General features: G+C 66.3%; 21 protein-coding genes and 1 pseudogene. 9 read left to right on the top strand and 13 right to left on the bottom strand.

Going from position 1 to position 23,659, the window contains the following annotated elements; genetic code table 11:
• Nucleotides 1–161: 161 nt before the first annotated feature.
• From RND78_RS22780 to RND78_RS22815, 8 genes are all read right to left on the bottom strand, one after another.
• A complete protein-coding gene (locus RND78_RS22780; protein ID WP_312732267.1) occupies nucleotides 162–1,373 on the bottom strand; it encodes a hybrid sensor histidine kinase/response regulator in 1,212 nt (403 codons plus the stop codon).
• The gene (locus RND78_RS22785; protein WP_312732269.1) at nucleotides 1,366–1,953 is read right to left on the bottom strand and encodes a chemotaxis protein CheB; all 588 of its coding nucleotides are present in this window, start codon (nucleotides 1,951–1,953) and stop codon (nucleotides 1,366–1,368) included. Before RND78_RS22785 ends, RND78_RS22780 begins: the two co-directional genes overlap by 8 nt.
• 1 nt (nucleotide 1,954) lies before the next feature.
• A complete protein-coding gene (locus RND78_RS22790; RefSeq protein WP_312732271.1) occupies nucleotides 1,955–2,773 on the bottom strand; it encodes a protein-glutamate O-methyltransferase CheR in 819 nt (272 codons plus the stop codon).
• A 3-nt stretch (nucleotides 2,774–2,776) separates the two neighbouring features.
• Nucleotides 2,777–6,304: a response regulator gene (locus RND78_RS22795; protein ID WP_312732272.1), complete on the bottom strand. Its 3,528-nt coding sequence runs from the start codon at nucleotides 6,302–6,304 to the stop codon at nucleotides 2,777–2,779.
• A 260-nt stretch (nucleotides 6,305–6,564) separates the two neighbouring features.
• Entirely contained in the window at nucleotides 6,565–6,723 is a 159-nt protein-coding gene (locus RND78_RS22800) for a YqaE/Pmp3 family membrane protein (RefSeq protein WP_007159763.1), read from the bottom strand.
• Nucleotides 6,724–7,082: 359 nt separating this feature from the next.
• On the bottom strand, nucleotides 7,083–8,852 hold the full coding sequence (locus RND78_RS22805) for an acyl-CoA dehydrogenase C-terminal domain-containing protein (RefSeq protein WP_312732273.1): 1,770 nt from the start codon (nucleotides 8,850–8,852) through the stop codon (nucleotides 7,083–7,085).
• Nucleotides 8,853–9,038: 186 nt separating this feature from the next.
• Nucleotides 9,039–10,844, bottom strand: a complete 1,806-nt coding sequence (locus RND78_RS22810; protein WP_312732275.1) for a phenylacyl-CoA dehydrogenase — start codon at nucleotides 10,842–10,844, stop codon at nucleotides 9,039–9,041.
• Between the two features lie 123 nt (nucleotides 10,845–10,967).
• Nucleotides 10,968–11,291, bottom strand: coding sequence for a thioredoxin family protein (locus tag RND78_RS22815; protein WP_312732276.1), 324 nt, complete (start codon nucleotides 11,289–11,291; stop codon nucleotides 10,968–10,970).
• Nucleotides 11,292–11,617: 326 nt separating this feature from the next.
• Between RND78_RS22815 and RND78_RS22820 the strand changes: the two genes are divergently transcribed.
• Nucleotides 11,618–12,952 (top strand): MFS transporter, encoded by a 1,335-nt coding sequence (locus RND78_RS22820; RefSeq protein ID WP_312732278.1) that lies wholly within the window; start codon nucleotides 11,618–11,620, stop codon nucleotides 12,950–12,952.
• A 70-nt stretch (nucleotides 12,953–13,022) separates the two neighbouring features.
• The gene (locus RND78_RS22825) at nucleotides 13,023–13,445 is read left to right on the top strand and encodes a DUF1810 domain-containing protein (RefSeq protein ID WP_312732279.1); all 423 of its coding nucleotides are present in this window, start codon (nucleotides 13,023–13,025) and stop codon (nucleotides 13,443–13,445) included.
• Here the strand turns inward: RND78_RS22825 and RND78_RS22830 are convergent.
• Complete coding sequence (locus RND78_RS22830) at nucleotides 13,442–14,017, bottom strand: cupin domain-containing protein (protein WP_312732280.1); 576 nt, start codon at nucleotides 14,015–14,017, stop codon at nucleotides 13,442–13,444. The two genes, RND78_RS22825 and RND78_RS22830, sit on opposite strands and share 4 nt — an antisense overlap.
• Before the next feature lie 313 nt (nucleotides 14,018–14,330).
• On the opposite strand from RND78_RS22830, the gene RND78_RS22835 reads away from it, so the two are divergent.
• Nucleotides 14,331–15,167, top strand: coding sequence for an isocitrate lyase/phosphoenolpyruvate mutase family protein (locus RND78_RS22835; RefSeq protein ID WP_312732281.1), 837 nt, complete (start codon nucleotides 14,331–14,333; stop codon nucleotides 15,165–15,167).
• Here the strand turns inward: RND78_RS22835 and RND78_RS22840 are convergent.
• Nucleotides 15,164–15,865 (bottom strand): alpha/beta hydrolase, encoded by a 702-nt coding sequence (locus RND78_RS22840; protein WP_312732282.1) that lies wholly within the window; start codon nucleotides 15,863–15,865, stop codon nucleotides 15,164–15,166. The two genes, RND78_RS22835 and RND78_RS22840, sit on opposite strands and share 4 nt — an antisense overlap.
• A 113-nt stretch (nucleotides 15,866–15,978) precedes the next feature.
• Between RND78_RS22840 and RND78_RS22845 the strand changes: the two genes are divergently transcribed.
• From RND78_RS22845 to rarD, 5 genes are all read left to right on the top strand, one after another.
• Nucleotides 15,979–16,275, top strand: coding sequence for a hypothetical protein (locus RND78_RS22845; protein ID WP_059228193.1), 297 nt, complete (start codon nucleotides 15,979–15,981; stop codon nucleotides 16,273–16,275).
• Nucleotides 16,276–16,334: 59 nt separating this feature from the next.
• Nucleotides 16,335–17,072 carry a ComF family protein gene (locus RND78_RS22850; protein ID WP_312732284.1) on the top strand — a complete coding sequence of 246 codons (738 nt, stop codon included), beginning with the start codon at nucleotides 16,335–16,337 and terminating at the stop codon, nucleotides 17,070–17,072.
• 66 nt (nucleotides 17,073–17,138) lie between these two features.
• The gene (locus RND78_RS22855) at nucleotides 17,139–19,028 is read left to right on the top strand and encodes a PhoX family phosphatase (RefSeq protein WP_312732346.1); all 1,890 of its coding nucleotides are present in this window, start codon (nucleotides 17,139–17,141) and stop codon (nucleotides 19,026–19,028) included.
• A gap of 110 nt (nucleotides 19,029–19,138) precedes the next feature.
• Entirely contained in the window at nucleotides 19,139–20,113 is a 975-nt protein-coding gene (locus RND78_RS22860; protein WP_312732285.1) for a serine/threonine protein kinase, read from the top strand.
• A 372-nt stretch (nucleotides 20,114–20,485) separates the two neighbouring features.
• On the top strand, nucleotides 20,486–21,409 hold the full coding sequence (gene rarD / locus RND78_RS22865) for an EamA family transporter RarD (protein ID WP_312732287.1): 924 nt from the start codon (nucleotides 20,486–20,488) through the stop codon (nucleotides 21,407–21,409).
• Nucleotides 21,410–21,606: 197 nt separating this feature from the next.
• Here the strand turns inward: rarD and secB are convergent, their stop codons facing one another.
• From secB to RND78_RS22880, 3 genes are read right to left on the bottom strand one after another with little or no spacing between them, the layout of a single operon-like run.
• Nucleotides 21,607–22,071: a protein-export chaperone SecB gene (gene secB, locus RND78_RS22870; protein WP_059228201.1), complete on the bottom strand. Its 465-nt coding sequence runs from the start codon at nucleotides 22,069–22,071 to the stop codon at nucleotides 21,607–21,609.
• Nucleotides 22,072–22,103: 32 nt separating this feature from the next.
• Nucleotides 22,104–22,358, bottom strand: a complete 255-nt coding sequence (gene grxC / locus RND78_RS22875; RefSeq protein ID WP_295468493.1) for a glutaredoxin 3 — start codon at nucleotides 22,356–22,358, stop codon at nucleotides 22,104–22,106.
• 40 nt (nucleotides 22,359–22,398) lie between these two features.
• A complete protein-coding gene (locus RND78_RS22880) occupies nucleotides 22,399–22,818 on the bottom strand; it encodes a rhodanese-like domain-containing protein (protein WP_295468495.1) in 420 nt (139 codons plus the stop codon).
• Between the two features lie 178 nt (nucleotides 22,819–22,996).
• On the opposite strand from RND78_RS22880, the pseudogene RND78_RS22885 reads away from it, so the two are divergent.
• Nucleotides 22,997–23,607, top strand: a pseudogene (locus RND78_RS22885) (NAD(P)-dependent oxidoreductase).
• Nucleotides 23,608–23,659: the final 52 nt, after the last annotated feature.

Consider the following 23,659-nt stretch of genomic DNA (forward strand, 5'->3'; position numbering starts at 1 on the left):
ACGGGCGCCTTCTTATGGAGTTATCTGGCAAGAGGTACGACATCCCACCTCTTTTCTGGATTCTCGCGGCTGCCCGGTATCCTGTCAATGCCGCCCAACGCTCGGCCGAGGCAGCGGTGAAGCCACGCTCGGCCCAAGGCGAGTATTACTTCACCCCAGACTCAGGCGACGCTCACCGACGCAGGCAGACAGGGCAGCCGCAGGCGAAACGTCGCCCCCTGCCCCGCGATGCTTTCCACGTGCAGACTGCCACGGTGCGCCTTGACGATCTGGTCGGCGATGTAAAGACCGAGGCCCAGACCGGCAATGTTTTCGGTGCCGGTAGCTCGTTCGAACTGACGAAAGATCAGCGCCTGGTGCTCCACCGGAATACCGATGCCCTGGTCCTTGACGCTCAACTCCACCTCGGCACCGTCACTGCGTAGGCTGATTTGCACCGGGCGGCCTGCGCCATAACGCATGGCGTTGGTCAGCAGGTTGGTGATCACCTGCTCGATGCGGAATTCGTCCCAGAACCCCGGCGCCGGGCCTTCCGCGTGCAGCTCGACCGGGCAGCCGGCGGCGGCGAATTGCGAGGCGAAGCTGTCCACCACGGTGTTGACCAAGGCCGCCAGATCGCACTGCGAGGGGCGGATGGAGAGCTTGCCGGTGCGAATGCGCGAGATATCGAGCATGTCGTCGATCAGGTGCACCAGGCGCTGGATCTGGCGCTCGTCACGCTCGGCCATGCCGGCCAGCTTGTCGGGGGTGAAGGCCTCCAGCTTGCCCTTGTCCAGGTACATGCGGCGCAGCTGGGCCTCGAGCATCAGGGTGTTGAGCGGGGTCTTGAGTTCGTGGGAGACCATGGACATGAAGTCGTCCCGGGTGCGCACCGCCTGCTGCAGCTCCACCTGGGTCTGGCGCAACTCGGCGAGCAGCACCTCCTGCTCCTGGCGGCTCTGCTCCAGGGCCACCAACTGCTCGGCCAGGCGCTTGCGGTGCCAGTAGAGGTCGACGAACACCCGGGTCTTGCTCTTCACCGCATGGACATCGAGGGGCTTGTGCAGGAAATCCACCGCGCCGCTTTCGTAGCCCTTGAAGGCATAGTTCAGGTCGCGGCCGGCGGCGCTGACGAAGACGATGGGGATGTGCCGGGTCTTTTCCAGGCCGCGCATCATCTCCGCCAGTTCGAAGCCGTTCATGCCCGGCATCTGCACATCAAGGATCGCCAGGGCGAATTCGTGCATCAGCAGGAGCTCCAGCGCCGCCTCGGCGGAGCCGGCCTGGAAGATCTCCAGCGCCTCGCTGCGCAGCAGGGCTTCCAGGGCCAGAAGATTCTCCGGCAGGTCGTCTACGAGCAGGAGCTTCGCCTGTTCGACGGGTACTTCAGCCATGGTCGCGTTCCAGCTCGATGAGCAGTTGATGGATGCCCGGCACATCCAGCACGAAATCCGGGTGGAATCTCTTCAGCGCCGCCTCGGGCATGGTCGGAACCTCGGCCGAGCGCGGGCATTGGACGACGGTGACGCCACCGCCGCGACTCAAGGCATGTAGCCCGCTGGCACCGTCGTGGTTGGCACCGGTGAGCAGGATGCCGCAGACCTGCTCGCCCAGGGCGTCGGCGGCGCTGTCGAACAGCACGTCGATGGACGGCCGGGAGAATTGCACCGGCTCGTCGCGCGACAGCGACAGGCTCAGGTCGTCCTCCACCAGCAGGTGATAACCCGGCGGCGCGAAATACAGGGTGCCCGGCAGTATAGCCTCCTTGTCCTCGGCTTCACGGACGCGCAGGGCAAGCCGCGCCTGGAACAATTCGGCCAGTCGCGAGGCGCGGTCGTCGGGCAGGTGCAGCACCACGGCGATCGGCAGGCGATAGCTGGCCGGCAGGCCGCTGAACAGACGCAACAGCGCCTGCAGCCCACCCGCGGAGGCTCCGATGACGATGAGGCGCAGCGGCTTCAAGGGCGGGAACATGCTAGAGCCTGCGGAACAGTCGTTCCTGCTTCACCACCGGCTCGAAGTGGCTGGCATAGGCGGAGAAGTCCAGCGACTCCTTGCTGCCCAGGCCGAGAAAGCCGCGGTGACTCAGGGACTCGTGGAACAACCCGAGCGCCCGATTCTGCAGATTCTTGTTGAAGTAGATGAGTACGTTGCGGCAGGACACCAGCTGCGTCTCGGAGAAGACGCTGTCGGTGGCCAGGCTATGGTCGGCGAAGGTCACGTTGGCGATCAGCGACTTGTCGAACAGGGCGCCATCGTAGGCGGCGGTGTAGTAGTCGGAAAAGGCCCGGGAGCCACCGGCGCGCTGATAGCTGGCGGTATAGGCGCGCATCTTCTCCAGCGGAAAGATGCCCTGGCGGGCCTTTTCCAGGGAGCGCGGATTGATGTCGGTGGCGTAGAACAGGGTCCGGTCGAGCAGGCCCTCCTCCTGGAACAGGATGGCCATGGAGAAGACTTCCTCGCCGGTGCTGCAGCCGGCGATCCACACCTTGAGCGAGGGATAGGTGCGCAGCACCGGCACCACCTGCTCGCGCAGGGCGAGGAAATAGCCCGGATCGCGGAACATCTCACTCACTGGAATGGTGATGAATTGCAGCAGCTCGGCGAACAGCGCCGGATCGCGCAGCACCCGCTCCTGTAGCGCCGAGATGCTCGGGCAGTCGAAGCGCGCCAGCGCCTGCAGCACCCGGCGCTTGAGCGAGGCCTTGGAGTAATTGCGGAAGTCGTGGCTGTACCTCAGGAAGATGCCTTCCAGCAGCAGCCTCAGCTCGATGTCCTGCAGCCGCTCGCTCATGACCTACAGCCGCTCCAGCGACGGCATCCAGACGCGGATCAGCGAGAACAGCCGATCCAGGTCGATGGGCTTGGCCAGGTAGTCGCTGGCTCCGGCAGCGAGGCAGCGCTCCTGGTCGTCCTTCATGGCCTTCGCGGTGATGGCGATGATCGGCAGCTTCTTCATGTGCGGGCGCTTGCGGATCTCGCGCATGGCTTCATAGCCGTCCATCATCGGCATCATGATGTCCATCAGCACCAGGTCGATGGTGTCGCTGTTGTCGAGCTTCTCCAATGCCTCCAGGCCGTTGCGGGCGATCTCCACCTTGGCGCCCTTCTGCTCCAGGGCACTGGTGAGGGCGAAGATGTTGCGCACGTCGTCGTCCACCAGCAGCAGGGTGCGGCCGTCGAAGGCCTTTTCTCGGCTACGGGCGCTTTCCAGCATGCGCTGGCGATCGAGTGGCATGTCGGCTTCGATCTTGTGCAGGAACAGCGTCACCTCGTCGAGCAGGCGCTCCGGCGAGCGGGCGCCCTTGATGATGATGGAGCGTGAATACTTGAGCAGCGTGGCTTCTTCGTCGCGCGACAGGCTGCGCCCGGTGTAGACGATCACCGGCGGGAAGGAGCAGATGTCCTCGCTGGCCATGCGCTCGAGCAATTCGCCACCTTCCATGTCGGGCAGCTTGAGGTCGATGACCATGCAGTCGTAGACCTCGACGCGCAGCAGTTCCAGGGCCTGGCTGCCCATTTCCACGGCGGTGATCTCGACGTCCACGTCACCGATCAGCTTGGCGATGCTGTCGCGCTGCCGAGCGTCGTCCTCCACCAGCAACACCCGCTTGATGCCGGCGGCGAACTTGGCCTCCAACCGCGTGAAGGCCTCGCGGAGCTCGTCACGGGTGGTGGGCTTGATGGCGTAGCCGACCGCGCCCATGTGCATGGCGGTCTCGACGCGATCCGAGGCCGAGACCACGTGCACCGGGATGTGCCGGGTCAGCGGATTTTCCTTGAGCCGCTCCAGCACCGTGAGGCCGGAATGATCCGGCAGGCCCATGTCCAGCAGGATGGCGTCGGGGCGGTACTCCAGGGCGGCGGCGAAGCCTTCCTCGGCGCGATGGGCGACCAGGCAGCTGTACTTCAGCTCGTGGGCGAGATCGAAGAGGATCTGGGCGAAGGGCACCTCGTCCTCGATCACCAGCACCCGGCGATCCGGATAGGGCCAGCTGTCGCGGTCGTCGGCGAAGGCCGTGCCGACTGGCGCCGCCGCCTCGGTGATCGGTGGCGCCGAGGGCAGACGCGGCGTGGCAGCCAGGGCGGCCAGGGGCGCGGGCGGAGCAACCGGCGCGACAGCCACGCCAGGGGCGCTGTCCGGCAGCGCGGGCGCGGTGGCCTCCTGGTACTCCAGCGGCAGGCGCAGGGTGAAGGTACTGCCCTCCCCCGGCTGGCTGGTGACGCTCAGGGTGCCACCCAGCAGCAGCGCCAGGTCGCGGGAGATCGACAACCCCAGCCCGGTGCCACCGTAGCGCCGGGTGATGGCCCCGTCGGCCTGACGGAAGGCCTCGAAGATCAGTTCCTGCTGCTCGGCGGCGATGCCGATGCCGGTATCGCTGACCGCGAAGCTGGGCTGGCCGTCTTCCAGGGACAGGCGCAGGCTGACCTGGCCGTGCTCGGTGAACTTGAAGGCGTTGGACAGCAGGTTCTTGAGGATCTGCTCGACCCGCTGGCGATCGCTGTAGAAGGCCGGCGGCATGCGCGCATCCAGCTCCACCACGAAGGCGACGCCCTTGTTCTGGGCCACCGGCTCGAAGGCGGTCTTCAGGCTTTCCACCAGGCGGCGCAGGGACACCTGCTCCGGGCGGATCTCCAGCATGCCGGCCTCGACCTTGGAGATGTCGAGGATGTCGTTGATCAGGGTGAGCAGGTCGTTGCCCGCCGAATAGATGGATTCGGCGTAGCGCACCTGCTCGTCGCTCAGGTTGCCGGCGGGATTGTCCGCCAGCAGCTTGGACAGGATCAGCGAGCTGTTCAGCGGCGTGCGCAACTCGTGGGACATGTTCGCCAGGAATTCGGACTTGTACTGGCTGGCGCGCTCCAGCTCGCGGGCGCGCTCCTCGAGCATCTCCTGCGCCTCGTTGAGCCGGTTGTTGCGGTCGTCCAACACGTCGCGCTGCTGCAGCAGCTCCTGGGCCTGTTCCGACAGCTGCTCGTTGGTCTGCTCCAACTCGGCCTGCTGCTGCTCCAGATGGACCTGGGACTCCTTGAGCGCCTGGGACTGTTCTTCCAATTCCTCGTTGGCCGTGCGCAGCTCTTCCTGCTGCACCTGCAGTTCCTCGTTGAGCTGCTGGGTTTCCGCCAGCACCTGCTGCAGTCGCTCGCGATAGCGCGCGGCCTCCACCGAGGAACCGATGGAGTCGGCGATCAGCGTCAGCAGCTCTTCGTCCTGCGGGCGCAGACCACGCAGGAAGCCCAGCTCGATCACGCCATTGACCCGGCCATCGTTCTCGATGGGCACGATGAGCGCGGCGCTGGCGTCGCGGTCGCCCAGCGCCGAGTTGACCTTGAGATAGTCGGCCGGCAACTGGTCCAGCGCCACGTTGCGCCCCTCCAGCACGGCCTGCCCGGCGAGTCCCTCGCCCGGCGCCAGGCGCTGGCGACGCCGCCGGCCCTCGTCGTCCAGGGCGTAGTCGGCCACTCGTTCGAGACTGCCGTCGTCGAGGCGCACATAGAGCGCGCCCGCGGCGGCGCCCAGGTAGCGCGCGAGGAATTGCAGGATGCTCTGCCCCAGGGCCCCCAGCGCCGTCTGGCCGATGACGGCTTCCGACAACTGATTCTGGCCCGAGCGGAACCAGCTTTGCCGCTCCAGATTCTCGGTGTGCTCGGCCTGCTGGTCGAGCAGGCGGTTGTAGGTCGCGGACAGCCCCAGCAGTTCGCGCCGGCCGAAGAACGCCATGACCGCCGAGAGCAGCAGGCTGACCACCAGAAAGGCGACGACGAAGACCACCGTCATGCGGCTGGCGGTCTCGGTGCGCTCGGCGCGCATCTGCTCTTCGTAGGCGATGAAATCGGTGTAGTCGCGGCGGATGCTGTCGATGCGGTTCTTGCCCTGGCCATCGTTCAGCGAGGTCTGGAAATCACCACCGGTGCGTCGCGCGTCTATGACCTGGGCGGCGTACTGCTGCCAGTCGCGGTGGGTGGCCTGGATGCGCTCCAGGCGCCGCACCTGCACCGCGCTGTCGCTGACCAGCTCCTTGAGTTCATCGAGCTGCGGCTCGACCTGGGGCAGGGCCCGCTCGTAGGGCTGCAGGAAGCTCGTGTTGCCGCTGAGCAGGTAGCCGCGCATGCCGGTTTCCAGGTCGACCACCAGGCGGAAATTGGCGTTGGCCTGGCTGATGACACGGTCGGTGTGCTCCACCCACTGAGTCACCCGCAGCAGATAGAGAATGATGGCGATGAAGAAGATCGCGCTGAAGACGCCGATACCCAGGGGCAGGGTCAGATTGCGTTTGAGTATCTTGCTGAAGTGCGTCTGATCGAGAAGCGACTCGCGATTCATGGGATCTGAAAGCCTTGTACAGGACGAAACGAGCGGCGACGGCAGAGCCTCCACCTGCGGGAGAGTGCCATCACTGATCGGAGCGCGATCCAAAGCAGCGCAGCCGTCCTGCCCGGCAGGCTAGACGCGCGGTGCACGACCACAGGCGCCTCGCTGTAGCCGGTACAGCGCTGGCGACCATCGGTGCCTTCATCACGGTTGGCTCCAGCTCGCGGGCCAGCGGCAGGCTTCAGACGGGACGAGGACCTTGGCGCCTCGTATCAGCGACGGGCAATCACCCAAACCGCGTGGATGATACCCGGAATGTAGCCCAGCAGCGTCAGCAGGATGTTCAGCCAGAAGGCGCCGCCGAAGCCGACCTGGAGGAAGACACCCACGGGCGGCAGGATGATGGCGAAGATCAGGCGGATGAGGTCCATTTCAGGCTCCAGTACAGGGCAGACAAGAAGATGCCTCTAAGACTGGTACGGCCTGAATCAGGTTCCGATAGGCAATAAAAAACCCCGCCGAAGCGGGGTTTCGCAGACTTAACCCGACATCCTTGTCGGGCCGCCAATCCTTGGCCATCTATCCCTGAGAGTCTCTGCCCGACATCCTTGCCGGGGGGCCATCCTGGCCACATTTCCTTGAAGTCATCTGGAGCGCTGGGTACATCCTGTACCGCGATCCGATGGGTGTAGATTACGCAGCCCGGCACGGATAGGCGATGGCGTATCACGGTGACATCATGTAAGCCAAGGCTTACACGGATACGCTTTTTGCCTTGCGTGTCAATCGGTTAGAACGCCTCCTCAGCCAGGGCGTAGAGCGGCTGCGCCCCGCTGCGCACGGCAGCCTCGAGGCTCAGGGTGCGCGGCAGCAGGCGGGCGAAATAGAAACGTGCCGTGGCGAGCTTGGCCTCGGCGAAGAGGGCGTCTTCCTGCTCCGCGGCAGCAGCTGCCCGTGTCCAGAGATAGCCGTAGGCAACGTAGCCGAACAGGTGCAGGTAATCCACCGAGGCGGCACCCAGTTGCTGAGGATCGGCGGCGCCAGCCTGCAGCAGCCATTCGGTCACGCCGTCCAGCCGATCCAGCGCCTGGCGCAGTGGGGCGGCGAATTCGCTATCCGCCGGCAGACTGGCGAGGTATCGATGGACCTCTTCGCTGAAGGGACGATAGAGCGCGCCCCGGCTGCCGGCCAGCTTGCGCCCCACCAGGTCGAGTGCCTGGATGCCGTTGGTGCCCTCGTAGATCTGGGTGATGCGCACGTCGCGCACCAGTTGCTCCTGGCCCCATTCGCGGATGTAGCCATGGCCGCCGAACACCTGCTGGCCATGCACGCACAGCTCCAGGCCCAGGTCGGTGAGGAAGCCCTTGGCCACCGGGGTGAGCAGCGCCACCAGGGCGTCGGCGCGCTCGCGCTCGGCCGGCTCCGGACTGTACTTGGCGGTGTCCAGTTGCAGGGCGACGTAGCTGGAGAACAGGCGGCCGCCTTCATTGAGCGCCTTCATGGTCAGCAGCATGCGACGAACATCGGGATGGACGATGATCGGATCGGCACTCTTGGCCGGCTGCTGGACGCCGGTGGGCGAACGACTCTGCAGGCGCTCGCGGGCATAGGCCAGGGCGTTCTGGTAGGAACGCTCGCTGGAGCCCAGGCCCTGGATGCCGACGCCCAGCCGCTCGTAGTTCATCATGGTGAACATGGCGGCCAGGCCCTTGTTGACCTCGCCCACCAGGTAGCCGACCGCGCCGTCGAAGTTCATCACGCAGGTCGCCGCGCCCTTGATGCCCATCTTGTGCTCCAGGGAGCCGCAGGCCACGGCGTTGCGCTCGCCCAGATTGCCCGCCTCGTCCACCAGGATCTTGGGCACCAGGAACAGCGAGATGCCCTTGGAGCCGGCCGGCGCATCGGGCAGCTTGGCCAGCACCAGGTGGATGATGTTCTCGGTCAGGTCGTGCTCGCCGGCGGTGATGAAGATCTTGGTGCCGGTCACGCGGTAGCTGCCGTCGGCCTGGGGCTCGGCACGGGTGCGGATCAGGCCCAGGTCGGTGCCGGCATGGGGTTCGGTCAGGCACATGGAGCCGGACCACTGGCCGCTGTAGAGATTGGGCAGGTAGGCCTGCTTGAGCGCCTCGCTGCCATGGGCGTGCAGGGCGAGGCAAGCACCGGCGCTGAGCATCGGATAGAGCCCGAAGGCCAGGCAGCTGGCGTGCATCATTTCCTCGACCTGGGCGGTGAGCACCTTGGGCATGCCCATGCCGCCGTATTCGGGATCGCCACCGACGCCGACCCAGCCGCCCTCGGCGAAGGCCTGGTAAGCCGCGCGAAAGCCCTGGGGCGTGGTCACCTCGCCGTCTTTCCAGTGGCAGCCTTCCTCGTCGGAATTGCGATTGAGCGGCGCCAGCTCCTGGGCGCACAGCTTGCCGGCTTCCTCGAGGATGGCATCGGCGGTCTCGCCGTCGACCACCTCGGCCAGCGCGGGCCACTGGCTCCAGCGCTCCTTGACCTTGAGGACGGCATCCAGCACGAAACGGATGTCGCGAAGCGGCGGGGTATAGTCGGCCATGTCGAGTCTCCTCGGAAGGTGTTCTTGTCGGTATGACCCGAGTGTAAGACCGAACCCGAAGGGAGACATAGGTTCATGATCTGACCTGATGGTCAGCCGATCAGAGGTCCGCCAGCGCCAAATTTTCGCGCCCACAAGAAAGCGAAAACCCCGCCAAAGCGGGGTTTTCAGCAGAGCCTCGTCCTCTTAGTAACCGAGGGCGAAGTCTTCCTCGGCCAGGGCCATCAGGCTGCCGGCGCCGGCCAGCAGGGCCTCGGCATGGGCGCGGGTACGGGGCAGCAGGCGCTGGTAGTAGAAGCGCGCGGTGGCCAGCTTGGCCTGGTAGAAGGCGGCCTCGTCGGTACCGGCGGCCAGCTGCTCGGCAGCCACCCGCGCCATGTCGGCCCAGAAGTACGCCAGGCAGCAATAGCCGGAGTACATCAGGTAGTCGACGGCAGCGGCACCCACCTCCTCGCGATCCTTCATGGCAGCCATGCCAACCTTGAGGGTGATCTCGCCCCACTCCTTGTTCAGCTTGGCCAGCGGCTCGACGAAGGCCTTGAGCTCGGCATTCTCGGCGTTGGCCTGGCAGAACTTGTGCACCACCTTGGTGAAGGCCTTGAGCGACTCGCCCTGGGTCATCAGCACCTTGCGACCGAGCAGGTCGATGGCCTGGATGCCGGTGGTGCCCTCGTAGAGCATGGCGATGCGCGCATCGCGCAGGTTCTGCTCCATGCCCCACTCGGCGATGTAGCCATGGCCACCATAGATCTGCACGCCGTGGCTGGCCGATTCGAAGCCGACCTCGGTCATGAAGGCCTTGGCGATGGGCGTCAGGAAGGCCAGCTGGGTCTCGACCTGCTGCTTCTGCTCCTCGTCCTGGCTGTACTTGAGGATGTCCACCAGCTTGGCGGTGTAGTAGATCATCGCCCGGCTGCCTTCGGCGAAAGCCTTCATGGTCAGCAGCATGCGGCGCACATCGGGGTGCACGATGATGGGATCGGCGGGCTTATCCGGCGCCTTGGGCCCGGTCAGGGACCTCATCTGCAGACGCTCGCGGGCGTACTTCAGGCCACCCTGGAAGGCCACCTCGGCATGGGCCAGGCCCTGCAGGGCGGTGCCGATGCGGGCGAAGTTCATGAAGGTGAACATGCAGTTCAGGCCGCGGTTCGGCGGGCCGATCAGGAAGCCGGTGGCGCCATCGAAGTTCATCACGCAGGTGGCGTTGCCGTGGATGCCCATCTTGTGTTCCAGGGAGCCACAGTGCACGGCGTTGCGCTCACCGGCGGCGCCGCTGGCGTCGGGCAGGCGCTTGGGCACGATGAACAGCGAGATGCCCTTGGTGCCGGCGGGGGCGTCGGGCAGGCGGGCCAGCACGATATGGACGATGTTCTCGGCCATGTCGTGCTCACCGGCGGAGATGAAGATCTTGGTGCCGGTGATGGCGTAGCTGCCGTCCGGACGCGGCTCGGCCCTGGTGCGCAGCATGCCCAGGTCGGAACCGCAGTGGGGTTCGGTCAGGCACATAGTGCCGGTCCATTCGCCGGTCACCAGCTTTTCCAGGTAGGTGTGCTTCTGCTCGTCGGTGCCGTGCTGTTCCAGGGTGTTCATGGCGCCGTGGGACAGGCCGGGGTACATGCCCCAGGACCAGTTGGCCTGACCGACCATTTCCGACAGGGAGATGCCGAGGGACTCAGGCAGGCCCTGGCCGCCGTGGGCCGGGTTGTGCGCCAGACTCGGCCAGCCACCTTCGACGAACTGGGCATAGGCTTCCTTGAAGCCGTCGGGGGTCTTCACGCCCTCCTCGCTCCAGGTGCAGCCCTGCTGGTCGCCGACGCGATTGAGCGGTGCCAGCACCTGCTCGCAGAACTTGGCGCCTTCTTCGAGGATGGCGGACACCATGTCGGGGGTGGCGTCGCCGCAGCCGGGCAGGCTCTGGTAGTGCGCGTCATAACCCAGCAGTTCGTCGCGAACGAAGCGGATATCCCGCAGGGGGGCCTTGTATTCGGGCATGACTGTTACCTCTTTGCGAATGCTTGTTGTCGAGGAAGGCGGGCCGCTGCCCGCGAGCGTTTAAACAGTTGTTTGAAACTTATGTTCTAGCCCTGTCCTTGTCAAGCGGCGACGGGCGACCGGTCAGTCCGCCAGCGCCAGCATTTCGTCCAGAGCCTGGGCGTCGCGCGGACGCACCAGGCGCGCCAGTTCCTGGCCGTCCCGCAGCAGGACCAGGGTCGGCCAGAGCTTGATGCGGAAGCTGCGTCCCAGACGACGCCCGGAGCCGTCCTCGATCTTGAGATGGCGCACGGCCGGGCGTTCCGCCAGGACGGTGGCGAGCGGTGGCTGAACGGCGCGGCAGTGACCGCACCAAGGCGCGCCGAACTCCAGCAGGGTCACCCCCGGCAGGGCATCGACCTCGGTCCGCGTGGGTTCCTGGGCGGCATAGGCGGTAGTCATGGACATGGGCGGCTCCTGAAGTCGGTTCCAACGGTGGAAAAGTCGCTGCGGGGACTGCCCGCGAGCGGGAAAAGGACTAGCGTGGTGTTTCAGAAGTTACCTACACAATTTTGGCGGCGCTTTTTTGGCCTGGGCGTTGTTGCCACTCCTCGCCATAGCCCTGCTATGACTCGTCGTGGCGCCTAGCCCAGGCCCAAAAATCACTCGCCAATTCTTGCGCGAACTTCTGAAACACCACACTAGCGTCGATCCTGCGGTACGCCCCGCTTCCACCACCATAAACAAGGCGCCCCCGTTCTGCCTCCGTATCCTTCTTTTCCCTGAGGCCCGCCATGAGTCAGACAGCGACGTCCGTTTCCCCCGCCACCCTGCGCAAGGTCATCTCCGCCGCGTCCATTGGCAACTTCGTCGAGTGGTTCGATTTCGCCCTCTACGGCTTTCTCGCCACCCTGCTCGCCGCCCACTTCTTCCCCAGCGGCGATGCCACCGCCGGGCTACTCAAGACCTTCGCCGTTTTCGCCGTGGCCTTCGCCTTCCGGCCGCTGGGTGGCATCGTTTTCGGACTGCTCGGCGATCGCATCGGCCGCAAGCGCACCCTGGCGCTGACCATCCTGATCATGGCCGGCGCCACCGCACTGATCGGCATCCTGCCCAGCTACGCCACCATCGGCATCTGGGCACCCATCCTGCTGACGGCGATCCGCTGTGCCCAGGGCTTCTCCGCGGGTGGCGAATACGCCGGGGCCTGTGCCTACGTGATGGAGCATTCACCGCACGATCGCCGCGGCCGCTACGGCAGCTTCGTGCCGGTCTCCACCTTTCTCGCCTTCGCCAGCGCAGCCCTCACCGCCTGGGGCCTGGAGCGCCTGCTGGGCGCCAGCGCCATGGCCGACTGGGGCTGGCGCATCCCGTTCCTGGCGGCTGCGCCGCTGGGCCTGATCGGCCTCTACCTGCGCCTGAAGCTCGACGAGACCCCGGCCTTCCAGGCGCTGGAAGCCGGCCATGAGGTCAGTCATTCGCCGCTGGGCGAGACGCTGCGCCTGCAGGGCCGTTCCATCCTGCGCCTGGGCGCCTTCATCTCGCTGACGGCCCTGTCCTTCTATATGTTCACCACCTACTTCTCGACCTACCTGCAGCTGGCCGGCGGCTTCGACCGGGCCGCGGCCCTGGCCATCAGCCTGATCACCCTGTTCGCCGCCGCCTGCGCCTGTCCGGTACTGGGACGGGTCACCGACCGGATCGGCCGCCGCATGACCACGGTGCTGGCCAGCCTGGTACTGGCCATCGGCGTCTATCCGGCGCTGCTGCTGGCGAGCAGCGGCCAGTTCGGCTCGGCTCTGCTGGGCTGCCTGCTGCTGGGCGCCGGCGCGGTGCTGTGCAACGTGGTGACGGCGCCGCTGCTCAGCGAGGTCTTTCCAACCCGCACCCGCTACACCGCAGGCGCCATCACCTACAACCTGGCCTACACCATTTTCGGTGGCACCGCGCCGCTGATGGCGACCTGGCTGATCGGCGCTACCGGCAGCAATCTCTCGCCGGCGCTCTACCTGATCCTGGTCGCCCTGCTCGGCCTGGTCGGTGGCCTGAGCCTGCCCGAAACCTCGCGGATCGATCTGGACGAGATCCCCGACAGCAGCGAGTCCGGCTATCGCACGGTACGCGGCTGACCGCTCGTCCCATCGGTGGCACTTCCTCCGGGCCGGCCTGCCGATAGGCAAAAGGCCCGGAGTTTCCGCCATGCCCGCCGCTCATGATCTGCAACGCTTCATCGACGCCCAGGCCAGCACCTACGCGACCGCGCTGACGGAGATCCGCGCCGGTCGCAAGCGCAGCCACTGGATGTGGTTCGTCTTCCCGCAGATCCAGGGACTCGGCCGCAGCGAGACGGCGCAGCGCTACGCCATCGCCTCCCGCGAAGAGGCCAGCGCCTATCTGGCGCATCCCCTGCTGGGACCACGGCTGCGGGAGATCACCGCGGCGGCGCTGGAGCATCCCGAGCTATCCGCCACGGCGCTGTTCGGGCAGCCGGACGATCTCAAGTTCCATTCCAGCCTGACCCTCTTCGCCGCCGTGGCCGAAGACCCCGAGCCCTTTCGCCAGGCCCTGAAGACCTTCTTCGCCGGCCAGCCGGACGAGGCGACCCTGGCGCGACTCTGCTAACGCCAGAGTCCCTCGCGGCCGGTCACGGGATCGGTCGCCGGCAAAGGCACCTGGGCGATCAATTCCAGTAACCGGGCATGGACCCCCGGATCGGCGCGCTGGGTGATGAAGTCTTCCTGGCCGGGCGGATAAGCCCCTATCACCAGAAAATCCGCGCTGGACTCCAGGCTGCGATGGCCGGTCCCTGCCGGCAACACCACCACGTCGCCCGCTGCCACGCTCACGTCCTGCCCCTGCTCGCCCCCCAGGCGCAGGGTTGCCTGGCCCTGCGCCACGCCGAGGACCTCATGGGCATTGGGGTGGTAGTGGTGGTAGTCGTAGACGCCATAACGCCACTGCGGTGGCCAGTCGTGCTCGGCGAACAGCCGCTCCAACGCCGCCGCACGGTCGGTCCCCTGCAGGGGGACCTGGCGATAGAGCAACACCGGGAGGCGGCTGTTGGGAATGATGCCGTCATCGGCGAAGTACAGTCGTTCGGGCTCGTCGGCAACGGCTGGAGCGGCCAGGGCCAGGACGGTGGGCGCGAGGCCCAGTACCAGGGACAGGATGGACAGGGGTTGGTGACGACGCATGGCAGGCTCCTCGACAGGGCTCGTCCAATTGAGGGGCTGGGCGAGTCCGGGTTCCTGGCGCTGGACGAAACCTAGTGTGGTGTTTCAGAAGTTCGCGCAAGAATTGGCGAGTGATTTTTTGTTCGGTTCGGCGCCCCGAATGGGCTAGGCGCCGCGACGAGTCATAGCAGGGCTATGGCGAGGAGTGGCAACAACGTCCAGGGCGGTCCGCCGCTGCGGACAAAAAGCGCCGCCAAAATTGTGTAGGTAACTTCTGAAACACCACACTAGCTCTGCCTGGCTATAGTTGCTTCGCCATCCAGAGGGAACGCCCATGACGGATCAACGCCAAAAATTCGCTCGTTTCCAGCATCTGCATGCCATGCAGGGAGCTTTCGTCATTCCCAACCCTTGGGATGCCGGCTCTGCGCGACTGCTGACCGGTCTGGGCTTCGAGGCCCTGGCTACCAGCAGCGCCGGCTACGCCTTCGCCAAGGGCAAGCGCGACTCCAGCGCCACGCTCAGCCGTGAAGAACTGCTGGCCAATGCCGCGGAAATCGTCACCGCCACCCACCTACCGGTCTCGGCCGACCTGGAAGCGGGGTTCGGTACGGCACCGGAAACCTGCGCCGAAACAATCCGCCTGGCCTGTGACGTGGGACTGGTGGGCGGCTCCGTCGAGGATGCGACCGGCGATCTGGCCAGCCCGCTCTATGATTTTTCCTTGGCGGTGGAGCGTATCCAGGCCGCTGCGGAAGCCGCGCGGGGACGTCCTTTTATCTTGACCGCGCGCGCCGAGAACTACCTGTGCGGCCGCCCGGATCTGGATGACACCATCAGGCGCCTGCAGGCCTTCTCCGCGGCGGGAGCGGATGTACTCTACGCCCCGGGTTTGCCGGATCTGGAGTCGATAAAAACGGTCTGTGCGGCTGTCGACAAGCCGGTGAACGTGGTCATGGGTCTCGCCGGCCCGACCTTTTCGGTCGCGGAGCTCGCTGCAGCGGGGGTCCGGCGGATCAGCGTGGGCGGCTCCTTCGCCCGCGCCGCCTTCGGCGCGCTGCTGAGGGCGGCCCAGGAGGTACGCACCCAGGGCACTTTCAGTTACGCCCAGGAGGCTATACCGGGCGCGCAGCTAGCCGCACTGCTTGAACCGACAGAAGTGCAAGGCTAAGCCAACCACTCCCGCAGCAGTGCCGTGGTCCGCTCGGGCAATTCCAGCGGTGGCAGGTGACCGCACTCGTCCAGCACGACCAGCCGCGACCCCTGGATGTCCTGGTGCATCAGCTCGGCTTCGGCGGGTGGGGTGAGCTGGTCCTGGGCGCCGACCACGACCAGGGTCGGCACCTGGATCTGCGCCAGGGTCGGCCGCGAATCAGGGCGCTCGATGATCGCCCGTTGCTGGCGCAGGAAGGCCTCCTTGCCCACCGCCTTGCCCATGGCCAGCACGGTATCGGCGACCGGGGTGCCCAGGCGCGAGGCATGGATCAGTCGCGGCAGCAGTTGCGGACTGATGCCGAGGAAGCGACCGCGTTCCGCCAGTTCGAGCATGGCCCGGCGCTGGGCGGCGCGCGCCTCGCCATCCGGACTGGCCATGGTGTCGAACAGGGCCAACCGTACCACCCGCTCCGGCGCCTGGCGCAGGATCTCAAAGGCGACGTAGCCACCCATGGACAGCGCGCCCAGGGCGAAGCGTGGCGGTGCCCCGGCCAGCACCCGCCGCGCCATGGCGGCGATGCTGGCGTCGCGGGTGAGATCGGGGATGTGCACGGCACAGGTAGCGGCCAGGTCGGCAGCTTGAGTGGTCCAGAGACGCTCGTCACAGAGCAGGCCCGGGAGCAGGACCAGAGGCAAGGCAGGGATGGCTGTCATTTCGCAAGAACTTGAAGGGTGCGACGGAAAACGCGCAGTGTAGCGCGGATCGCTGGCGAACCCGGCGAGCTTTGCGGGTTCCAAGGGACATTGCCAAGGATTCGGAAACATCCATGCGTACTGAAGGCTTCTTCGACTGGCTCGGCGCGGCGCTCGGCCAGGTCATCCGCTTCATCATCGACCTCTTCGGCTCGGTTCTCGGCGGCATCGCCGACGCCGTGCACGACTTTCTCCATGGCATGGCCCGCTCCATCGGCATGGACGACTCCTACATCAGCTTCGTCGTCCTCGCCATCGGCCTGCTGCTGCTCTACGCCGCGGTGCGGGCCTTCATGGCCCGCTCGATCGTCGGCGGCGTCATCTGGCTGATCCTCGGCCTGATGGTGATGAGCTGGCTGATCCGCGGCTGACTGGCGACCAGGCCCTCGGCCTGGCACAGTAGGGGTCTGTTCTCGGCACGGATGCCGACATGCCCACCTCCCTCCATCGCTATCTGCGGCATCACTGGCAGCGTCTACGGCCCGGAACCTCCTGCGCCCTCTGCGCCAGCTGGCTACCGTCGGGCCTCGCCCTGTGCGAGGCCTGCGAGACCGAGCTGCCCTGGCTCGGCCCCCACTGCCAACGTTGTGCCCTGCCATTGCCGGTGGCTGGACTCATTTGCGGCGGCTGCCTCGCCGACCCGCCGGCTTTCGACCAGGTACTGACGCCCTGGCGCTACGCCTTTCCGGTCGATAGCCTGATCAACGCCTTCAAGCACCGCGACCAGGGCAATCTCGGACGGCTGGCTGGCGCGCTGCTGGCTCGTCATCTGCAGCACCTGTTCGACGAAGGCCAGCCGCGGCCGGAGCTGCTATTGCCGGTTCCGCTGTCGCCCCAGCGGCTGCGCCAGCGCGGTTTCAACCAAGCCGCACTGCTGGCCGACTGGCTCGGTAAGCCGCTAGGACTGCCGGTGAACGCCAGGCTCTTGCAGCGGGTACAGGAACAACACAGCCAGCAGGGCCTCACGGCAAGTGAACGGCGACGCAACCTCAAGCAGGCCTTCGCCCTGGTGAATGAGGCCGAGCTGACCGGTCGCCATCTGGCCCTGGTGGACGACGTGCTCACCACCGGCGCCACCGCCGACAGCCTGGCACGGCTGCTCAAGCGTGCCGGTGCCCGCCGAATCGATGTCTACTGCCTGGCGCGGACGCCGCCGCCCGGCGACTAGGCGGCTGTCACCAAACCGTCATCCGCGCTGACTAGCCTCGCCCCATACCCGTGAGGAGCCATGACCATGCATGACGAGCAGACCGACCTCGAACGTATCGTCCATCTCAGTCGCCGGCGCTTCATCGGCGCGGGCGCCCTGGCTGGCGCTGCCCTGTTCCTCGGCGGCGGCTTGCTCGGACGCACCGCCCTGGCCGACGCCGTCAGCGCCGCCAACGGCAATCCGCTGATCGGTTTCGCCAACATCCCGGCCTCCACCGCCGACACCCTGATGGTGCCACCCGGCTACCGCGCCAGCGTGCTCATCAGCTGGGGCCAGCCACTGCACGCCGACGGCCCGGCCTTCCGCCCCGATGGCAGTCCCAGCGCCACCGACCAGGAGGTCCAGTTCGGCGACAACAACGACGGCATGGCCTTTTACCCCTTCCCGAACGATCCGGACCGGGCGTTGATGGCGATCAACAATGAATACACCAACTACCGCTACCTGCTCAGCCACGGCACCCCGCCCAAGTCGTTGGAAGATACCCGCAAGGCCCAGGCCGCCGAAGGCCTCTCGGTGATCGAGGTACGCCGCAAGGACGGCCAGTGGCACTTCGTCCAGGGGTCGCCCTACAACAGACGCATCCACGGCAACACGCCCATCGCCGTGAGCGGTCCGGCCGCCGGTCACGACCTGCTCAAGACCGCCGCCGATCCGGCTGGACGCGAGGTACTGGGCACCTTCCAGAATTGCTCCAGCGGCGCCACGCCCTGGCACACCTACCTGACCTGCGAAGAGAACTTCACCGACGTCTTCGGCAGTCGCAACGCCGAACTGAAATTCGACGCCGCCCAGAAGAGATACAGCGTCAAACACGCCAGCGTGGAGAACGACTGGCACCTGCACGACGACCGCTTCGACCTGGCGCAGAATCCCAACGAACTCAACCGCCACGGCTGGATCACCGAGATCGACCCCTTTGACCCCCAGGCCAAGCCGGTCAAGCGCACCGCCCTGGGTCGCTTCAAGCACGAGAACGCCGCCCTCGCCCATACCCGCGATGGCCGCGTGGTGGTCTACATGGGCGACGACGAGCGTGGCGAATTCATCTACAAGTTCGTCAGCCGCGACCGCCTGCAGGACGATCCCAAGGCCAATCGCGACCTGCTCGACCACGGCACCCTCTACGTCGCCCGCTTCGACGACGGCGACCGTGATCCGAATCGCCCCAAGGGTCGTGGCCAGTGGTTGCCGCTGGTCCATGGCGAGAATGGCTTGACCGCCGCCAACGGCTTCGCCGGCCAGGCCGAGGTGCTGATCCACGCTCGCCAGGCCGGCAGCCAGGTCGGTGCCACGCGCATGGACCGACCCGAGTGGATCGCCGTCAGCCCCAAGGACGGCCAGGTCTATTGCACCCTGACCAACAACACCAAGCGCGGCGAGGATGGCCAGCCGGTGGGCGGCCCCAACCCCCGCGCCAACAACCTCTATGGCCAGATCGTGCGCTGGCGCGAAGACGGCGACGATGCCGCCGCCCTGGCCTTCGACTGGGATCTGTTCGTCATCGCCGGCAACCCCAAGGTGCACCCGGGCAAGCCGGAAGCCGGTTCCTCGCAGATCAATGCCGAGAACATGTTCAACAGCCCCGATGGCCTGGGCTTCGATACCGCCGGCCGGCTGTGGGTGCTCACCGACGGCAAGTACAGCAACAAGGGCGACTACGAGGGCATGGGCAACAACCAGATGCTCTGCGCCGATCCGCGCAGTGGCGAGATGCGCCGCTTCCTGGTCGGCCCGGTGGGCTGCGAGGTCACCGGCCTGGCCTTTTCGCCGGACTACAGGACGATGTTCGTCGGCATCCAGCACCCGGGCGAGGAAGGCGGCTCGACCTTCCCCGAGGCGCAGCCGAACGGTCAACCGCGCTCTTCGGTGATGGTCATCACCCGGGAAGACGGCGGCGTGATCGGCGCCTGACCGGCGAGCGGATAGCACCCGAGCCTTCGCCATGGGGCTCGGGCATGCGCTAGCATCTCCCGGATGCAGGGTGGCAATCGCCATCGTCCCCCGTGACCGAGGAGCGCGCCATGTCTCATCCGTTCGAAAATCTGAGTCCCGACCTCGTCATAGACGCCATCGAAAGCCTGGGCTATCTCAGCGATGCCCGGGTCTTGGCGCTGAATAGCTATGAAAACCGCGTCTATCAGATCGGCATCGAGGGCGAGACCCCGCTGATCGCCAAGTTCTATCGCCCGGACCGCTGGACCGACGCGGCCATTCTCGAAGAGCACGCCTTTTCCGCCGAGCTGGAAGAACGTGAGGTGCCCGTCGTCGCGCCCTTGCAGCGCGAGGGCCAGACGCTATTCAACCACGCTGGCTTTCGTTTCGCGCTCTTTCCCCGCCGCGGCGGTCGCGCACCGGAGCCCGGCGATCTCAATCAGTTGCATCGCCTGGGCCAACTGCTCGGTCGGCTGCACGCGGTAGGCGCCAGCCGCCCCTTCCAGCACCGCGAGACGCTGGACGTCCAGGGCTACGGCCATGCCTCCCTGGATACCCTGCTGACCGGCAACTTCATCCCCAAGAGCCTGCTGCCCGCCTACGAATCGGTGGCGCGCGACCTGCTGCTGCGCCTCGACGAACTCTTCGACGGCGTCAGCTACGATCTCATCCGCCTGCACGGCGACTGCCATCCGGGCAACCTGCTCTGCCGCGACGACGCCTACCACATCGTCGACCTCGACGACTGCCGCCACGGCCCGGCCATGCAGGACCTGTGGATGCTGCTGGCGGGTGATCGCCAGGAGCGGCTGACGCAGCTCTCCGAACTCATGGACGGCTACGAGGAATTCCATGACTTCCAACCGCGCGAGCTGGCGCTGATCGAGGGCCTGCGCAGCCTGCGGCTGATGCACTACAGCGCCTGGCTGGCGCGCCGCTGGGACGACCCGGCCTTTCCCAAGAGCTTTCCCTGGTTCGGCAGCGAGCGCTATTGGGGCGACCAGATCCTCACCTTGCGCGAACAGCGCGCGGCCCTTGACGAGGCACCGTTGCGGTTGTTCTAGTCGTAGCACGTTTATCGCGGCCGTGGGCCGCTCCTACGGATCAGGTGCTTGTAGGCGCAATGTCTTATCGCCTGAGCCACCGAAGACGAACATCCGCTCGAAGCGCCCCCTCTCCCTCGGGGAGAGGGCTGGGGTGAGGGAACATCCAGTGGCGAACTCCCCATGGAAAAGGCTGCGCCGTTTTCCACGCTACGGCGATGATCGCGGCCATGGCGGTCCGCCGATGCGACCGCTCCTGATCCGTAGGAGCGGCCCATGGCCGCGATTGAGCCTGGCAACGATCAGACTGCAAGCGCACCACCTCACCCGACATCCCGTCGCCCCTTGCGCTATCCTGCCTGCACAAGAACGTTGCCTGCCTAAGGACCTTCCATGTCTGCCTTGCGCCAGGGTTATGCCCTGGGCCTCACCGCCTATGGGCTGTGGGGCTTGTTCCCGTTGTTCTTCAAGCTGCTGGCGGCGCTGCCGTCCCTCGAGATCCTGTTCCAGCGTATCCTCTGGTCCGCCCTGTTCAGCGCCCTGCTGCTGCTGGTCTGGCGGCACCGCGGCTGGTGGGCCGAGCTACGTGCCCATCCGCGGCGGCTGGCCTGGCTGGCGCTGTCCGGCGCCCTCGTGGCCTGCAATTGGCTGGTCTACATCTGGGCCGTGAACAACGCCCACGTGGTCGAGGCCAGCCTGGGCTACTACATCAATCCGCTGGTCAACATCCTGCTCGCCCTGGTGATCCTGCGCGAGCGGCTGCGCCCCCTGCAATGGCTCGCCGTGGGCCTGGCGGTACTGGGCGTGGCGCAACAGCTGTGGACGCTGGGCCAGTTGCCCTGGGTCTCCCTGGCGCTGGCGCTGACCTTCGCCTTCTACGGCCTGGTCCGGCGGCAGACGCCGGTGGCCGCCCTGCCGGGCATGGTGGTGGAGAGCTGGATGCTGGTGCCGGTCGCCCTGATCGCCTTGCCGTTGCTGACGCAGGGAGTGAGCCTGCAGGCGTCGACCTGGCAGTCGTCGCTGGGCCTGCTGGTGGTGCTCTGCGGACCTATCACCCTGATTCCGCTGCTGTGCTTCAACGCCGCGGCGCGCAAGCTGCCCTATTCGACCCTGGGCTTCCTGCAGTACCTCGCCCCGACCCTGGTGCTGGTCCAGGCGGTCTGGCTCTATGGCGAGCCCTTCCCGCGCGAGCGACTGTTCGCCTTCCTCTGCATCTGGACCGGGCTGGCGGTGTTCAGCTTCGATCTCTGGCGCGCCAGTCGCAAGCTCAGAGCCGGTCCAAAGGCTCGCGAGCTAGAGACAAACAAGGCGAAATGACCTGAGGAAGCGGATCGGACCCGCGTTCGGGTTTACGCGTGGTAAATGAGTATTCCGACGGGGCCGCCTAGGCGGGCTGGCGACCCAGGGTCTTTTCAACGCCGCTTGACCGACGCGCAGCAGTCTTTGAACAGACTCTGAAGACCAGATAGCAGAACGCCCCTGGCAAGGGGCGTTCGGTGCCGCAGCTCAGCCGATCAGGCTTCGCCGGCGGTCTGCATGCGCGCCAGTTCCTGGGCGTACAGGGCATCGAAGTTCACCGGCTGCAGCATCAGCGCCGGGAAGGAGCCGCGCACCACCATGTTGTCCAGTGCCTCACGGGCGTAGGGGAACAGGATGTTGGGGCAGAAGGCGCCCAGGGCGTGCGCCATGGAGGCGGCGTCCAGGCCCTTGATCAGGAAGATGCCACCCTGCTGCACTTCGGCGATGAAGGCGGTCTCTTCCTTGTTCTTGACGGTCACGGTCAGGGTCAGCACCACCTCGTGGAAGTCGTCGCCCAGGGTCTTCTGGCGGGTGGCCAGGTCCAGGTTGACGTTGGGCTGCCAGTCCTGGCGGAAGATTTCCGGGCTCTTGGGCGCCTCGAAGGACAGGTCGCGGATGTAGATGCGCTGGAGGGAGAACTGAGCGCCGTCTTCCTGGGCGCCGTTGGCTTGGTCGGTCATGGTAGGGCCTTGAGTAATGACGTGAGTGTTGGTCAGGCGAACAGCAGCGGATCGAGGCGTCCACTTCGGTCTAGGGCATAGAGATCGTCGCAACCGCCGACGTGGGTGCTGCCGATCCAGATCTGCGGCACGCTGGTGCGGCCGGCCTTGCGGGCCATCTCGCTACGCAGGGCCGGTTGGCCGTCGACGGAAATTTCCCGGTACGCCACGTTCTTGCGATCGAGCAGGTGCTTGGCACGATGGCAATAGGGGCACCAGGCACTGGTATAGATGACGACGTCGGTCATACGCGGTCTCCAGTGGCCGAGCCTCCGGCCACGCAAGGGGTCACTTCACCAGGGGCAGATTCTCTGCGCGCCAGGTGGCGATACCGCCATTCAGCCGAGCGGCGGTGAAGCCGGCCTTCTGCAGGTCGCCGCACACGGCACCGGCCTGCTGGCCGGCGCTGTCCACCACGATCAGGGTCTTGGCCTTGTGCTTCTCCAGTAGAGACAGGCTGCTGGCGACTTTCTCCTGAGCGATGTTCAGCGCGCCGACGATATGCCCGGCGGCGAAGTCCTTGCTCGGACGGATGTCGAGCACCACGCCCTCTTCGCGGTTGAGCAGGGTGGTGAGCTCGCTGGTGGACAGGCTACGACCGCCCCGGCGGGTCTCGTTGAACAGCATCAGGGCGACGATGGCGAGGAAGGCGGCGACGAGCAGCGGATGATGGGTGGCGAATTCGACCACCCGACCGAGAAATTCCATGATGAAGGAGCTATCCAAGAAGGGCTAAAATGCCGGCCAGTATACACAGCCCCCCGGTGGCGCCATACCCTCGAAGCCGTGGGTTATCGCCGGGTAACCAGCACACCGCGAACTGCCTTCTTGGCCGGTCGCAGCGCTCTGGCTAGGCTGGGATTCCATTCATCATCAGGATCCCGCCATGACCTCCATCGCTCTGCTCGGCGCTACCGGTAACGTCGGCAGCCGCCTGCTCGACGAAGCCCTTTCCCGCGGTCACCAGGTCACCGCCCTGGTCCGCGACCCCGGCCGCCTGCCCCCCGCGCCAGCCTGACCGTGGTCAGCGGCGATGTCGGCAACGCGCAAACCGCCCGCGCCCTGGCCGGTTGCGAGGTGCTGATCAGCAGCCTGAGATTCGCCGACGTCCCCCCGGCCACCCTGGTCGCCTTCGCCCGCGCCTCGGGCATTCCGCGCCTGCTGGTGGTCGGCGGCGCCGCCAGCCTGAACCTGCCGGACGGCTCGCGGCTGTTCGACGCTCCCGCCTTCCCCGCCGAGTACCGGACCGAGGCCGGCGCTGGCATCGCCACCCTGGAGGCGCTCCGCGACGTTGGGGACCTCGACTGGGTCTTCGTCAGCCCGCAGATGGTCTTCGCCGCCGGCGAGCGTACCGGCCAGTTCCGCCTGGGCCGCGACGCCCTGCTGTTCGATGCCGCCGGCAACAGCCATATTTCCTACGAGGACTACGCCGTGGCCCTGCTGGACGAGGTCGAGCGTCCCGCTCACCACCGCACCCGCTTCACCGTCGGTTACTGAAACGGAAATGCCCCCTCGTTCGCAGCCCGGCCGCCTGGTCGGGCCGTGAACG

Source organism: Pseudomonas oryzihabitans (assembly GCF_032027545.1).
Taxonomy (GTDB): domain Bacteria; phylum Pseudomonadota; class Gammaproteobacteria; order Pseudomonadales; family Pseudomonadaceae; genus Chryseomonas; species Chryseomonas oryzihabitans_F.